Origin of the sequence: Phnomibacter sp. (assembly GCF_036803085.1) — a bacterium.
Lineage (GTDB): Bacteria > Bacteroidota > Bacteroidia > Chitinophagales > Chitinophagaceae > Phnomibacter.
The window spans coordinates 187,251-202,778 of sequence record NZ_DAIRUZ010000001.1 but is presented as its reverse complement, the minus strand read 5'-3'; the positions used below and the strand labels follow the sequence as shown (position 1 = coordinate 202,778).

Annotated in this window: 14 protein-coding genes; 12 read left to right on the top strand and 2 right to left on the bottom strand. The window is 47.0% G+C overall.

The window, feature by feature from the left end:
* The first annotated feature begins 112 nt into the window (after positions 1 to 112).
* The 8 genes from V7Q13_RS00840 (at position 113) to V7Q13_RS00805 (ending at position 8,407) form a co-directional block, all read left to right on the top strand.
* Positions 113 to 733 (top strand): TetR/AcrR family transcriptional regulator, encoded by a 621-nt coding sequence (locus V7Q13_RS00840; RefSeq protein WP_333798782.1) that lies wholly within the window; start codon positions 113 to 115, stop codon positions 731 to 733.
* A gap of 3 nt (positions 734 to 736) precedes the next feature.
* A complete protein-coding gene (locus V7Q13_RS00835) occupies positions 737 to 2,008 on the top strand; it encodes a TolC family protein (protein ID WP_333798781.1) in 1,272 nt (423 codons plus the stop codon).
* 6 nt (positions 2,009 to 2,014) lie between these two features.
* Entirely contained in the window at positions 2,015 to 2,947 is a 933-nt protein-coding gene (locus V7Q13_RS00830) for an HlyD family secretion protein (protein ID WP_333798780.1), read from the top strand.
* A gap of 138 nt (positions 2,948 to 3,085) precedes the next feature.
* Entirely contained in the window at positions 3,086 to 4,015 is a 930-nt protein-coding gene (locus V7Q13_RS00825) for an ABC transporter ATP-binding protein (protein ID WP_333798779.1), read from the top strand.
* A complete protein-coding gene (locus V7Q13_RS00820; protein ID WP_333798778.1) occupies positions 4,008 to 4,760 on the top strand; it encodes an ABC transporter ATP-binding protein in 753 nt (250 codons plus the stop codon). Before V7Q13_RS00825 ends, V7Q13_RS00820 begins: the two co-directional genes overlap by 8 nt.
* Before the next feature lie 143 nt (positions 4,761 to 4,903).
* Entirely contained in the window at positions 4,904 to 6,010 is a 1,107-nt protein-coding gene (locus V7Q13_RS00815; RefSeq protein WP_333798777.1) for an ABC transporter permease, read from the top strand.
* Positions 6,011 to 6,118: 108 nt separating this feature from the next.
* On the top strand, positions 6,119 to 7,231 hold the full coding sequence (locus tag V7Q13_RS00810; protein ID WP_333798776.1) for an ABC transporter permease: 1,113 nt from the start codon (positions 6,119 to 6,121) through the stop codon (positions 7,229 to 7,231).
* 96 nt (positions 7,232 to 7,327) lie between these two features.
* Positions 7,328 to 8,407 carry an acyltransferase family protein gene (locus V7Q13_RS00805; RefSeq protein ID WP_333798775.1) on the top strand — a complete coding sequence of 360 codons (1,080 nt, stop codon included), beginning with the start codon at positions 7,328 to 7,330 and terminating at the stop codon, positions 8,405 to 8,407.
* Between the two features lie 129 nt (positions 8,408 to 8,536).
* Here V7Q13_RS00805 and V7Q13_RS00800 read toward each other — a convergent pair whose 3' ends face one another.
* Together V7Q13_RS00800 and V7Q13_RS00795 are read right to left on the bottom strand one after the other, a co-directional pair.
* A complete protein-coding gene (locus V7Q13_RS00800) occupies positions 8,537 to 9,319 on the bottom strand; it encodes a CPBP family intramembrane glutamic endopeptidase (RefSeq protein ID WP_333798774.1) in 783 nt (260 codons plus the stop codon).
* A gap of 80 nt (positions 9,320 to 9,399) precedes the next feature.
* A complete protein-coding gene (locus tag V7Q13_RS00795) occupies positions 9,400 to 9,831 on the bottom strand; it encodes a VOC family protein (protein WP_333798773.1) in 432 nt (143 codons plus the stop codon).
* Between the two features lie 189 nt (positions 9,832 to 10,020).
* On the opposite strand from V7Q13_RS00795, the gene V7Q13_RS00790 reads away from it, so the two are divergent.
* From V7Q13_RS00790 to V7Q13_RS00775, 4 genes are all read left to right on the top strand, one after another.
* Entirely contained in the window at positions 10,021 to 10,257 is a 237-nt protein-coding gene (locus V7Q13_RS00790) for a hypothetical protein (RefSeq protein ID WP_157477772.1), read from the top strand.
* Between the two features lie 119 nt (positions 10,258 to 10,376).
* The gene (locus V7Q13_RS00785; protein ID WP_333798772.1) at positions 10,377 to 11,396 is read left to right on the top strand and encodes a ligase-associated DNA damage response exonuclease; all 1,020 of its coding nucleotides are present in this window, start codon (positions 10,377 to 10,379) and stop codon (positions 11,394 to 11,396) included.
* Positions 11,393 to 13,024, top strand: coding sequence for an ATP-dependent DNA ligase (locus tag V7Q13_RS00780; RefSeq protein WP_333798771.1), 1,632 nt, complete (start codon positions 11,393 to 11,395; stop codon positions 13,022 to 13,024). The genes V7Q13_RS00785 and V7Q13_RS00780 overlap by 4 nt, the downstream gene beginning before the upstream one ends.
* Before the next feature lie 27 nt (positions 13,025 to 13,051).
* A partial coding sequence (locus tag V7Q13_RS00775; protein ID WP_333798770.1) for a DUF559 domain-containing protein occupies positions 13,052 to 15,528 on the top strand: 2,477 nt, incomplete at its 3' end.

The following is a 15,528-nucleotide window of genomic DNA, read 5'->3' as shown; positions in this document are numbered from 1 at the left end:
GTTTGCTATGGCAGACGGGGTTTCTTTTTTGCCATACTCATTTACCCAACAAATAGTTTGTAAAATTTGGAGATTCTACCTTTCTTTGCATTTAACCAAATGGTTAAACCAAGTGGGTAACACTGAAATCAGCATAGAAAACGCAGAACAAAAAATATTGACAGCGGCCCGCAATGTCTTTATCCGCAAGGGGTTTGCCGGTGCCCGCATGCAGGAAATAGCCGATGAAGCCGGCATCAACAAAGCCCTACTGCACTATTATTTCCGGAGTAAGGAAAAGTTGTTCGAAGTGATTTTCAAGGAATCTTTTGGCAAACTGCTGCCCGAACTGGCAGACATTTTTCAGCAACCTGGTTCTGTGTTCGAAAAAATTGAACGCTTTACCGAGGCCTACATTTCGATTGTAATGGAGCACCCCTTCATTCCCGTATTTGTGCTCAGCGAAATACACCGCAACCCCGATGAGTTTTTCGATACATACATACGGCCGGAACTGGCAGGCAATATTCAAATTATCGCACAGCAGTTTGCAGTGGCCGCACAGCAAGGCATCATTCGGCCCATTGACCCACGCCAACTGATAATGAATGTGATGAGTCTTTGTGTGTTTCCCTTTGTAGCCCGGCCCATGCTGCAACGCATGTTGCATGTAAATGATGCTGCATTTATGCAATTGCTCCAAGAACGCAAAACGGCTGTCAGCCAGTTCATCATTCAAGCCATAAAACCATAATTGATGAAAGCACTCCTACTCTCTTTCTTGTTGCTTTGTTGTGGGCCATGGTGGAGCCAGGCACAGCAGCGGCTTTCGCTACCACAAGTACAACAGCAGGCAGCGGCACAACTGCCCCTGTTGAAACGAAAAGCATTGGCGGCAGAAACGGCCAAAACGCAAACGGCTAATCTCAATAATAACTTTTTGCCACAACTCAGTGTGAATGCGCAAGCCAGCTGGCAATCGGATGTAACGGCTTTGAATGTGGGCAATATTCCGGGCTTCCCGAAAATAGAGCCACTGAGTAAAGATCAATACAGGGCTACTTTGGATGTGAATCAACTGATATACGACGGCGGCATCAACCGCAGGCAAAAAGAGATGACGCACTTGCAGCAACTGTTGCGGGAAGAAGAAGTAAACATAGCACTGCAGCAACTGAAAGAACGCATCAATAATCTTTACCTGAATGTAATGCTGATTGATGAGCAACAACAGCAACTCAACATTCTGTTTAAAGACATAGAAGCCGGCATAGCCAAAGTAAAAGCGCAGGTTCAATTTGGCACCGCCTTTCGCTCTAATCTGGCACTAATGGAAGCGGAACAATTGAAAGCCCAACAGCGAAGCATAGAATTGCAAAACGACCGCGAAGGTTTATTGAGTGTGTTGGCATTGTACACCGGTCAACAAATACCAGCCGATGCTGTGCTGGAAGCCCCTGAAGTACCTGCCATGGTGAGTGCCAATGACATTAGCCGTCCGGAGTTGCAACTCTACCAACTGCAAGACAGTTTGTACCAACTGCAAGCTGCGACCGTTACAAACAAACTGCAACCACGCATCAGTGCTTTTGCCAATGCCGGTTATGGCCGCCCGGGTTTGAACATGCTGAAAAATGAATTTGCACCGTTTGCAACAACAGGCGTTCGCTTTAGCTGGAACCTCAGCAATTTTTACAACAAGAACAACGACAAAATTCAAGCGGCCATCAACCGCAAAGACATACAGGCACAACAGGAAAACTTTGTGCAGCAAACCACGGCACAACTGCGCCAGCAGCAGTCGGCCATCAGCAAATTGCAGGCACTCATTGGCACCGATAAACAAATCATTGCATTGAAAACACAGGTAAAAGAAGCCGCAAAAGCACAACTGGAAAATGGCGTCATCGCTGCCAGCGATTACCTCCGCGAAGTGAATGCAGAAGACCAGGCACGGCAAGCACTGGCACTGCATCAATTGCAATTGCTTCAAGCATTACTCAACTACTCTACCACAGCAGGAAAATAAATCATCATGAAAAAAATCAGCATACTCATAGCCTTAGCAGGGCTTTTGCAAGCTTGCAGCAACAAGGGCCCCGCATACGATGCCACCGGCACTTTTGAAGCCGATGAAGTAATTGTATCAGCCGAAGTACCTGGCAAAATATTGTGGATGCCCATTGAAGAAGGCCAGACTATTGCACAAGACAGCGTAGTGGTTAAAATTGATGCAGGTAATCTGGCATTGCAAAAAGCACAAATTGAAGCGAGTGCTGATGCATTGCAACAAAAGACGAACGATGTACAACCACAACTCAAACTACTGCAGGAGCAACTGCAGGTACAGCAGGCACAAATGGCCACGTTGGAAAAAGAAAAACGTCGCTTTGAGGCATTGGTAAAAGCAGATGCTGCCACACCCAAACAACTCGATGATATAGTGGCGCAAATCAATGTACTGCAACAACAAATGCTGGTAACCCGCCAGCAAATGAATGTGCAGCAAAGCACCGTGGGTACTGCCAACAGAAGCATTTTGAGTGAGCAAGCACCGCTTACGAAAAGAGCTGACATCATTGCGGATCAAATCAATCGCAGCAATGTCATCAACCCGATTAACGGAACGGTATTGCTGAAATATGCCAACGCCGGCGAAGTGGTAGGTGCCGGCAAAGCCTTGTACAAAATTGCTGACCTAAGCAAGTTGCAACTAAGAGCCTACATCACCGGTGACCAACTGAGTCAGATTAAGTTGGGCCAGCAGGTAAAAGTGTTGGTAGACGATGGCAAGAAGAACTATAAAACCTACAGCGGCGCTATCATATGGATTGCCGACAAAGCTGAGTTCACCCCCAAAACCATACAAACCAAAGATGAACGGGCAAACCTCGTGTATGCCATCAAAGTACTGGTACCCAACGATGGCTATTTGAAAATTGGACAGTATGGAGAAGTGGACTGGTAAGAATGATGAATTAGGATTTAGGAATGATGAGTGTACTTTATCAGTAGCGCATTTCGACAACTAAAAACTACAAACCACAAACAAATAAACCTCAGCCTTGAGCTTTAAACTTTTAGCCTTCAGCATTAAGCCAAAAACATGTACAGCATCACCGCACATAACATCAGCAAAGACTACCAAAACGGCAAGGCCGTGGTGTCAGCATTGCGGGATGTATCGCTGCAGGTAAAAGCCGGCGAACTGTTTGGCCTCATTGGTCCGGATGGCGCTGGCAAAACTTCACTCATCCGCATCCTCACTACGTTGCTGTTACCCTCCAAAGGCACTGCATCTGTAGCAGGTTTGGATGTCGTAAAAGACTTCAAAAAAATCAGACAAAAAATTGGCTACATGCCAGGGCGGTTTTCTTTGTACCAGGATTTATCGGTACAGGAAAACCTCGATTTTTTTGCCAGCATTTTCAATACCAGCATCGAAGCGAACTATCACCTCATCAAAGACATTTACGAACAGATTGCACCTTTCAAAGACCGCAAGGCTGGTAAGCTCAGCGGTGGCATGAAACAAAAGCTGGCATTGAGTTGTGCCCTCATTCACAAACCCGAAGTGCTGTTTTTGGATGAGCCCACCACTGGTGTAGATGTAGTAAGCCGCAAAGAATTTTGGCAAATGCTGCAACATCTGAAACAAGAAGGGCTGAGCATATTGGTGGCTACGCCTTACATGGATGAAGCCGCTTTGTGCGACCGTGTAGCCCTCATGCAAGACGGTCGTTTTTTACAGATTAATCCGCCAGCTGATATCATTCATTCTTACACACAACCATTGTGGTCGGTGAAGGCCAGTAGCATGTACGCACTATTGCAACACCTGAGAGATTACAAAGGCATTGATACCGTTTTTCCTTTTGGCGAAACCTATCACATCACTGCTTCTCATTCCTGGCAATCGCCGGAAGCACTGCAACAATATTTACAGCAATTAGGCCACGAGCAAATCAACATACAACAAATCACCGCCAATATCGAAGACGTGTTTATGCACCTCATGAACCAACCCCATGATTGACTCTAATTCACATATCATCACGGCCAATAAGCTCACCAAAACCTTTGGCGATTTCACCGCTGTGGATGCCATTAGTCTGGATGTACATAAGGGCGAAATCTTTGGTTTTCTTGGCGCCAATGGCGCAGGTAAAAGTACCGCCATGCGCATGTTCTGCGGCCTGCTCTCTCCTACTTCCGGCGAAGCCAGTGTAGCGGGTTTTGATGTGCGAACCCAATCGGAAATGATCAAGCGCAACATTGGCTACATGAGCCAGAAGTTTAGCTTGTACGAAGACCTCACGGTACGAGAAAACATGCGCCTCTATGGTGGAATTTATGGAATGAGCTCAGCTGCCATCAAACAGAAAACCGCCGCCATTGTAGAGGAACTTCATTTACAACACGAACTTAACAGCCTTGTAAAAACATTGCCCCTCGGTTGGAAGCAAAAACTGGCATTCAGCGTAGCTATTTTTCACAATCCACCACTTGTGTTTTTAGATGAACCCACCGGCGGTGTTGACCCAATTACACGTCGGGAATTTTGGGAAATGATTTACCGGGCTGCCAATGCCGGCACCACTGTGTTTGTAACCACACACTATATGGATGAAGCAGAATATTGCAACCGCGTATGCATAATGGTAGATGGAAAAATTGAAGCCATGGATACGCCTGCACAACTCCGCCAACAGTTTCATGCCAAAGGAATGGAAGATGTGTTTTTGCAACTAGCCAGAAAAGCAACACGCAGTGGCGATTGAAGAATAAGTAATAAGAAGCATAAAATAAGGAATAAGAAAGTTTACAAACCAAAAACATCAAATAACAAACACTTCAAACTTGTGATCCCGATAGCTATCGGGACGTGAACTTGTAAACGCTGTATTTAAAACTAAAAAAAAACATGTTCGCTCAATTCCTCTCATTTGTAAAAAAAGAGTTTCTCCACATCTGGAGAGACAAGCGAACATTGTTCATTTTGTTTGGCATGCCCGTGGTTCAAATCACGTTGTTTGGCTTTGCGCTATCCAACGAAGTAAAGAATGCCAAAATCGCCATACTCGATCCATCAAAAGATGCCAGCAGCCTGCGCATTACCCAACGCTTTGCCGCCAGCCAGTATTTCGATATTGAACAGGAACTGCAATCGCCGCAGCAAATCGAATCAGCTTTTAAAGAAGGTAAAATCAAAATGGCGTTGATTTTTCCGACACAGTTTGAATACAACCTGCAGCATGGCGGACAAGCAACCATTCAAATCATTGCCGATGCTTCAGACCCCAACGTGGCTACAACGGTTACCAACTATGCCAATGCCATTATTGGCGATGAGCAACAAGCATTGCTTGGTAGTAAACTACCATACAACATCAACACCAGTATGAGGATGCTGTACAACCCGCAGTTAAAAGGGGCGTACAATTTTGTACCCGGTGTAATGGCTATGATATTGTTATTGGTCAGTACCATGATGACTTCTATTTCCGTAGTGCGGGAAAAAGAAAACGGCACCATGGAAATTTTGCTGGCGTCGCCCTTGCGGCCCATTCTCATCATCATTGCCAAAGCCATACCGTATTTATTGCTCAGTATGGTCAACATTGGTACCATCTTATTGCTGAGTGTCTATGCCCTCGATTTACCCATTGCCGGCAGCTTGGGTTTATTATTGGCCACCAGCATGCTGTTTACCATCACAGCATTGTCGTTGGGCTTACTTATTAGCACACTCACCGCTTCGCAACAAATAGCCATGCTTATTTCCCTGGTCGGTATGTTCTTACCCACACTCATGTTGAGCGGCTTTATGTTCCCTATTGAAAACATGCCCATTCCGTTACAAGTCATGAGTAACATCATTCCAGCCAAGTGGTATTTCATTATTGTCAAAAGCATCATGATTAAAGGACTGGGCATTACCGCCATCTGGAAAGAGACCCTCATACTCACCGGCATGACCATCGGCCTGATTGCATTAACTGCAAGGAAGTTTAAGATTCGCTTGGAATAAGGAATAAAAAATAAGAAAGCAGGAATACAAAGAACCACAAACCAAAAACAACAAACGCTAAACAAATCCGTAAACACGTGAACTCGTAAACTAATCAACTCTCCCCCCATGCTGCGCTTCCTCATCGAAAAAGAATTCCGCCAAATCTTCCGCGATCCAGCCATCCTGCGGATGATCTTCATCATGCCCATCATTCAGCTGGTAGTGATGCCATTGGCGGCCGATTACGAAGTGAAGAATGTAAACATTGCAGTAGTAGACCACGACCACAGCACCTACAGCCGCCAACTCACACAACAGATTACCGCTTCCGGTTATTTCAAACTCGTGGCCATGCCAGCCTCCTACACACAGGCGCTGTCCTATATTGAAACCGATGAAGCGGATATTATTCTCGACATACCGCAACATTTCGAACGCACACTGATACGGGAAAACGAAGCGCCCCTGCACATGAGTGTGAATGCAGTCAATGGCACCAAGGCCAACATTGGCGCAGGTTATCTCAATACCATCATCCGGCAGTTTAATACCGACATAAGGCAGCATTGGTTGCAATTGCCGCGTCACAGCCAGCAGCCGCAAATACTCACTACAAACACCAACTGGTTCAATGTGCGTATGAGTTATCAAAAATTCATGGTGCCCGGCATCCTTGCCATTTTGCTCACCATGGTGGGAGCATTTCTAACGGCCCTAAATATCGTTCGGGAAAAAGAAATTGGCACCATTGAACAAATCAACGTTACTCCAGTCCGCAAACAATATTTTATTCTCGGCAAACTCATTCCCTTTTGGGTATTGGGTATGGTGTCACTCAGTCTTGGGCTTATTATTGCACGTGTAGCGTATGGTATCGCACCCGTCGGCAGCCTGCCACTGCTCTATGCATTTGCGGCCGTGTACATGATGGCTGTGCTCGGCCTTGGCCTGCTCATCAGCACCTATGCCCACACACAGCAGCAAGCCATGCTCATCGCCTTTTTCCTCATGATGATTTTCATTTTGCTCGGCGGCCTCTACACACCCATCGATAGTATGCCCCACTGGGCGCAAGTCATTACCCAATTCAATCCGGTGTCTTATTTCATCGATGTCATGCGGATGGTTGTACTCAAAGGCAGTGGCTTTACCGATATCAGCCGCCACCTCGGCATCATGGCTATTTTTGCAGTGGTGCTCAATGTATGGGCCATACTCAATTATCGAAAAAGAGCCTGAGTAACAAACCCGATTCATAAATAAAAATATCCTACCGAATCATTTCCTACATTTGAATCTCTCTTACACACTACGTAAACTGTAGATTCATTGTTAATGACACCCGAACGTATTTATCAAATCGATTTACTCCGTTTTTTTGCAGCACTCAGTGTTTTGCTGTTTCATTACTTATTTCGTGGTTACATCAACGGAGATTTATCCATACTCAGATTTGATGAAATAGGACACTTTTTTAAGTACGGCTATCTTGGCGTAGACATATTCTTTATCATCAGCGGATTTGTCATTGCCATGTCATTAAAGAGTAAATCTGTATCAGCATTTATCACCTCCAGAATCACAAGACTTTATCCTGCATATTGGTTCTGCGTTATACTTACTTTTCTTTTTATAAAATTATTCGGCAACCCGGTATTTGATGCCAGCTTCTTTCAACTCGGAGTAAATCTTACAATGCTTCAAAGTTTCTTCAGGGTAGACATGATTGACGGCGTTTACTGGAGTTTGTATATCGAGTTGAAATTTTACATACTCATCGTCCTTCTACTGTTTCTGCAAAAGAAATTAAAGATCAATATCGACACTTTTAGCTACGCCTGGCTTATCTTAAGCATTTGCTATGCTTTAATGCCTGCTAGCAATTTGAAAACTATACTCAACTATCTATTTATTCTAAACTGGAGCTCCTATTTCATAGCCGGTATCTTATTTTACAACATTTACAAACACGGATATTCACCCTTCAGAATGCTCGGCATTATTGTATCCCTCCTACTCTCTGTTTATTTTTCTAACCAAAGAGTAACAGAGGCAACAGCCTTTTACAATACTAATTTTTCAATCATGATTGTAGCATCCGTTATAATTTGCTTTTACCTCATTATGCTATTGATTTCAACTAAACAACTCATGAGGTTTAATAAGCAATCATTTTTGAAATTGGGTGTACTTACTTATCCATTGTATCTCATTCACGAAAACATCGGCTTCATCATTTTCAACAACACTGGTGCATATATCAACAAGTATCTTTTAGTTGGTATTACAACATTTGCTATGCTTATTGTTGCCAACCTTATCCATAAAAAAATTGAGAAACCGGTTGCTAATTTTATTAAGCCTGTAGTCTCTGCTGTACTCAACAGGCTAAAAACGCAGTTAACAACGAAATAAGGGGCTGTCAGCAGAAATGCAGATGGCATCAGCTGTCCGGCGTGTTCCGGCTCCGCTTCGCTCCGGTACTTCGCTGCGCTGCGTACCCACGCCTGCAGCGTAGCCTCCACCCACCGCAGCCCATCAGCATTAGGCACCTCTCAACTTTGATTGCTGCTTCACCAATCTTTCTATCAACCATACACTTAGCAGCAACAATGCCACATGTGGCAGCCATTCGGTCAGCCATGTTTGCTGATAGGTTTGCATGCTACTGCCATTGGCCATTTGTATCTGCCATAGTTGAAAAGTTGGCTGATCAGCTGTATACAAACTGGTCGTCATGTTGGCAGCAAAATGGATACCGGTGCTCATGGCAACGCCTTGCTGCTTACAAGCCGCCCATGCAAACAGCAATCCCCAAATGGTAGTTCCCAACATAGCCGCCTGCCAGCTCCATCCATTCAGCAAATGATACACCCCAAACAACAATGCCGTTATGCAAATCGCAGTTCTGATGCCAATGGCTTTTTGCAATCGTTGCAACGCGTAACCTCTAAAACCTATTTCCTCCATCAAAGCCAGTGGTATCAACGGCAAAATGGCCAGCAGTAATCCCCATACCGTTGCATGAGTATTCCATTGCAGGTGTAGGCCACCCAATACAAACACCATGGCCGCCATGCTACCCATTACCAATACGCCTAACATTACACCTTGTGAAAAATGCAGCAGTGTTGTTTTTCGCCACTGCAACCCCACATCAGCAAAACGCAGTTTTTCTATTCGTACAAATAACAGCGTTGTCAGCAAACCGGCCGCAGTACCCAGCAAACCATAAGCCCACCTTTCTGCCGATGCCGGAAACAGCTGCTTACCCATCGAAAACAACATGAGCAGCAGCGTAAAGCAGCTGCAAAAAACTACAGCCAAAACAATGGCTTTGTATGTGGCAAAACGAGTGGGCGAATTAGCAGTCATAAGCAGATACAATCATCACAATGTAGGCGATTCTAAGCTGATGCCTGCTCCAAAACTGCAATGTCAATCTTTTGCATTTTCAGCAATGCCTGCAGCACTGCTGCGCCACGCTGCGGATTGTTCATGAGCGTTGGCAATACCTTGGGCACCACCTGCCACGAAACGCCAAACTGATCCGTCAGCCAGCCGCATGGTTGGTAATGGCCATTGTTGCCCAGCATCTCCCAATACAAATCAATTTCATCCTGCGTATCGCAGGTCACGACAAGCGAAATGGCAGGTGTAAACTGATATTGCGGACCTCCATTCAATGCCATGTATTGCTGGCCCCGAATGCGGAATATCAGTACCATGGGGTTTTCTGAAATGATGTCGCCATCAAAAACTTCGCAGTAAAACTGTACGGCAGTTCGGGCATTGCCATCAAACCACAAGCAGGGGTACAATGGAGTTGAATGTTGCATAACAAGCTGATTGATGCGTAAACAAATCGTTGCTGTGGTAAGTTACTGCGCTTTTTGCAGAAACTTTTATGCAGGCAGAGCAGGCACCAAACGATGGTATGCACTACCCGTGCAAAACTGTGCAGGTCCTGTTTCGCTACGCTGCATGAACTTAGAATCACCCAATTTTTAATCAGTAAAATGCTGGATATGGAACTGATGACTGCTGCCGATATTTTGCAGGAAGCCACTTTGAAAATGGCCATGCTCTACGAAACGCATCCCAACGATGCCATGTTTTCCGTACGAGATTATTTTTCTGGTGCCGAAGCCGATGCACTAGTGCAAACCGGCATGTGGATGCGCCAGGAAGGCTGGCTCATTCCCAGCAAGCAAAACCTGTACTACCGCTATCTCTACAACAATAATTTGCGGGGAATAGCCTGATCGTTTTAAAAACCACATCAGGCATTTTTCCAAATCAAATTACTCCGCACCAGTCCTAACAATTTGCTTTGTTCGCTGTTGTTTTTTCTGCTTTCTTCGAAACAACAACCAGCACCCGCATGTCGCTCATTCAATTTACCGATAAAGGATTGTACTGCCCCGCCGGCGATTTTTACATCGACCCGTGGCGGCCGGTGCAAAGGGCCGTCATTACACATGCCCACAGCGACCATGCCCGTTGGGGTTCGGCCCGTTACCTCAGCCATCACCTCAGCAAAGGCATGCTGCGGCAGCGCCTCGGGCAAGACATTGCCCTGCAAACCATTGGGTGGGAAGAGCCACTGCGCATTCACGATGTAGAGCTGACCTTGTTTCCCGCAGGGCATATTGTGGGCAGCAGCATGGTACGTGTAGCAGCGCATGGCGAAACATGGCTCATCACCGGCGATTACAAACTGGAAGATGATGGCCTTAGCACTGCCTGGCAACCCGTGGCCTGCACCCACATGGTTACAGAATGCACGTTTGGTTTACCCATTTACCAATGGCAACCACAACAGCAAGTGTACAACGAGATGTGTACATGGGTAGCGCAAAATCAGCAGCAGCAATGCACGTCCGTTTTTTATGCGTATTCGCTGGGTAAAGCACAACGGATACAACGGGCACTGGCTGCAACCGGTTTACGCATTTGGTTGCATGGCGCCATTGCCAATGCTAATGAAGCATTGCAAGCAGATGGCATTGTATTGCCCGAATGCCATCGCATTACTGCAGATACAAGCAAAGCAGATTGTGAAGGGCAGATTGTGATTGCCCCACCCAGTGCTGCGGGCTCTTCTTGGCTAAAAAAAGCAGGCCGCTACCGCGATGCCAACTGCAGCGGCTGGATGCAAGTGAGGGGCAACAAACGCCGCAACAATTCAGATGCCGGTTTTGTACTCTGCGATCATGCCGATTGGCCATCGCTGCTGCAAGCGGTGCAATTGTGCGGTGCTGAAAAAGTGTACAGCACCCACGGATTTACCGACAGCTTTAGCCGCTACCTGCGGGAAGAAAAAAACACCTGGAGCGAAGCGGTGCAAACGCAATACGGCGGCGAAGAAGATGCCATCGAAACAACAGGAGGTGCCGCATGAAAGCCTTTGCACAACTGGTACAGCAAGTGGGCAGCAGCACCAAAACCAACGAGAAGTTACAGGCATTGTTGCAGTACTTCCAAACCGCTGACGACGCTGACAAAGTGTGGACCATTGCCATCTTCAGCGGTCGCAGACCCAGGCGTTTTGTCAACACCCGCATGCTTACCGATTGCTGCATTGAACTCACACAAACGCCTGCCTGGCTGTTTGAAGAATGCTACCATACTGTGGGCGATCTGGCAGAAACCATTGCCTTGCTGGCGACACAAAAAAACACAGCAGCAATACCTGAAGCGTTACCCAGTTTATCCCAGCTCATTGCTTCTTTCATCTCCCTGCAAAAAGCAGATGAAGAAACCCGTAAAGCGTTTATCCTTCACCATTGGCAGCAAATGGATTTTGACGCCTGCTTTGTGTTCAACAAACTCATCACCGGTGGCTTTCGCATTGGCGTAAGCCAGCAAACCATGGTGAATGCTTTGCAAAAAGCCACGGGCATTGATGCATCCGTTTTGGCGCATCGCATTAGCGGCAACTGGGATCCATCGAATACCTCTTTTGCAGAGCTGGTACTCAGCGGCGATACCACTGCCGACAGCAGCAAACCTTATCCGTTTTACCTGGCGTATCCATTGGCAACCGAGCCCGAAACCCTTGGCCCCATTGCCGATTGGCAGGCCGAATGGAAATGGGACGGCATACGAGGACAAGTGATTGTGCGGGATGCCTTGTACATCTGGAGCCGAGGCGAAGAATTGCTCACCGATCATTTGCCGGAGTTTCATGGCTGGGAAAAAAGTTTGCCTGCCGGCACTGTGCTGGATGGAGAAATTGTGGCTTTGCTGCCCGATGCCAACAGCATTCCCGAACACATTGGTCCCTTTGCACAACTGCAAACACGTATCAACCGTAAAATAGTGTCGAAAAAATTATTGCAGCAATCACCTGTGGGTTTTATTGCCTACGATTTGCTGGAATGGAAAAGCGAAGATATTCGCCAAACGCCGCTCAGTGAAAGACGTGCCTTGCTGGAACAATTATTGCAAGAACATCCGCTGCCGGGCTTGTTTATTTCACCCGTCGTAACGGCGGACGACTGGACATCACTCACCGAACAACGCCGCTACAGCCGCGACCAAAAAGCAGAAGGCCTGATGCTGAAGCGCTGCAACAGTGTGTACCAAACGGGCCGCAAAATAGGCGACTGGTGGAAATGGAAAATAGAGCCGCTCACCATTGATGCCGTGATGATTTATGCGCAAAAGGGCCACGGTCGAAGGAGCAACCTCTACACCGATTACACTTTTGCCGTAAGAGATGGCGACAAACTGGTATCATTCACCAAAGCTTATAGCGGCCTCACCGATAAAGAATTTGCCGAGGTGGATGCCTTTGTAAAAAAGCATGCCATTGAAAAATTTGGCCCGGTACGAACAGTAAAACCAGAACTCGTTTTTGAAATTGCTTTTGAAGGCATTGCCGCCAGCAACCGGCACAAAAGCGGTGTGGCACTGCGCTTTCCCCGCATCAACCGCTGGCGCAAAGACAAACCCGCAACTGAAATAAACACCCTTGATGATTTGAAACAATTGTTGCAGCAGTATGGCAACAGCAGCAGCAAATAATGCCGCTACATTTGACCAAGCTTATTCGTGAAAAACCAACAGCCACATATCACGCCTTCTCCCGGCACCACCATCATTACGCAATGGTTGGCGGGGCAAGGATTGTCGCCCTTTGCCTTTCAAGAAGAAACATGGGCACACATGCTGCGGGGCGACAGCGGTATCGTGAATGCACCAACGGGTTGTGGTAAAACCTTTTCTGTTTTTCTCGGCAGCATTATTCAGTTTATTGATGCGCATCCCAACGATTGGCAAAAACAAAAAAATAACGGACTTCAATTGCTGTGGATTACACCACTGCGGGCATTGGCCAAAGATTTGGGGCGTGCCATGCAGGAAGCTATCAACGACATTGGGTTACCCTGGCAGGTAGGCATCCGCAATGGTGATACTGATACCAGCGAAAGAGCACGGCAAAAAAAGCAAATGCCTGAAGTGCTCATCATAACGCCCGAAAGCCTGCAGTTGCTACTGGCCATGAAAGGGCATCTTTCTTTTTTTACCCAACTAAAAGTGATTGCTGTAGATGAATGGCATGAACTGCTCGGCAGCAAACGTGGCGTACAAGTTGAATTAGCCATTGCCTACCTCCAAGGCCAATACGCCGCCGGCCACCTGCAGCAATACGAAGACGATACAGATTCTTCCTACCAACTACCAACCAGCAATCATCAACCATTACTCTGGGGTATTTCCGCCACCATTGGCAACCTCGATGAAGCCCGTGAAGTATTGCTCCGCCCCTTGCAGCAACCCGGTGTAATTGTAAAAGCACAAATGCGCAAAGACATTGCCGTGCATAGCATCATACCTGATGAGATAGAAAAATATCCATGGGCTGGACACCTCGGCATTAAGCTGGCCGAAAAAGTGGTGCCCATTATTGAGCGAAGCAACACCACTCTCATCTTCATCAATACAAGAGGGATGGCAGAGCGTTGGTACCAAACCCTGCTGGATGTGGCCCCGCAGTTGGCCGGTGCCATTGCCCTGCACCACGGCAGCATAGAGCAAGAACTGCGCCTGTGGGTAGAAGAAGCTTTGCATACCCATACACTTAAAGCTGTAGTCGCCACGGCCAGCCTCGATTTGGGTGTTGATTTTCGTCCGGTTGATACGGTGATACAAGTGGGTTCACCCAAGGGTGTCTCTCGTTTTTTGCAACGGGCTGGCAGGGCAGGTCACCAACCCGGTGAAGTGAGCAACGTGTATTTTTTGCCCACTCATGCGTTGGAACTGGTAGAAGCCGCTGCGTTGAAGACCGCCATTGAGGATGGCGAAATGGAAAGCAAGGATCCGCTGGCCTTGTGCTTTGATGTGCTGTGTCAGTTTTTGTGTACGCTGGCCGTGGGCGATGGCTTTCGGCCGGAGCAAATACTACCCATGGTGCAAAACACCTGGTGCTTTCAATCCATGACGGAAGATGAATGGTGGCAGGTATTGCTACACATTACCGAAGGTGGCAAGGCCCTGCAGCAATACGATGAATACCGCAAAGTGGAAGTGATAGAAGGCGTGTATAAGATCACCAGCAGAAGACTGACACTGCGCCACCGCATGAACATTGGCACCATTGTAAGCGATGCCATGATGAAAGTAAAATTTGTAACCGGCGTCTATGTGGGGCATATTGAAGAGTGGTTTATCAGCCGGCTGGAGCCCGGCGATGTGTTTACACTGGCCGGCCGCAACCTCGAACTAGTACAGCTGAAAGACATGACCGTGATGGTGCGCAAAAGCAGCAAGAAAAAAGCCATTGTACCCAGCTGGATGGGCGGTCGTATGAGTCTTACTGCGAATTTGGGTATGGTGTTGAGAAGGACGATTGGGGAAGCTGCGTCAATGATTGAAATGCAATCGTTTCTACCCCTCTCCCTTGGAGAGGGGCAAGGGGCGAGGTCAAACGAAACAACAACAGAACCCGCTGACAAGAGTAGCAACTCCGCTCAAGAACAAACACAAAAATCTACTTCCACCATAGAGCAGCAAGAGCTGAGGTCAATTGAAGAGGATAACCGCCCCCGCTACATGACCACCAGCCCCGAGCAGTGGCCTACCCTGCTCAAGCATGCAAAAGAAATGCGCAAAGAGCCCACCGTTGCTGAAAAACTACTGTGGCAAAACCTGCGCAATAGAAAACTGGATGGATACAAATTCAGAAGACAGCACCCTGTGTTATGCTGCATTCCCGATTTTGTTTGCCTCGAGAAAAAACTCATCATTGAATTAGATGGTTCGGTGCACAGAGACCCGGACAACGCCAAAGCCGATTTTTTCAGGGCCTGCCAACTATCGGAACATGGCTACAGCATCATGCGATTCTGGAACAGTGAGATAGAAAAAAATCAAATCGCCGTTTTGGAAAAAATCAGGAATAGGTTAGCAGTAGTTGATAGTGTAGCGACCATTCAGGAAAGACTGCAAAAAGCAAGGCCGGAATGGTGGAGGGTGTATTTAGGGAATAGACTTGAGGGACAGCATTTGAAGAACGGCCTCACCCCCAG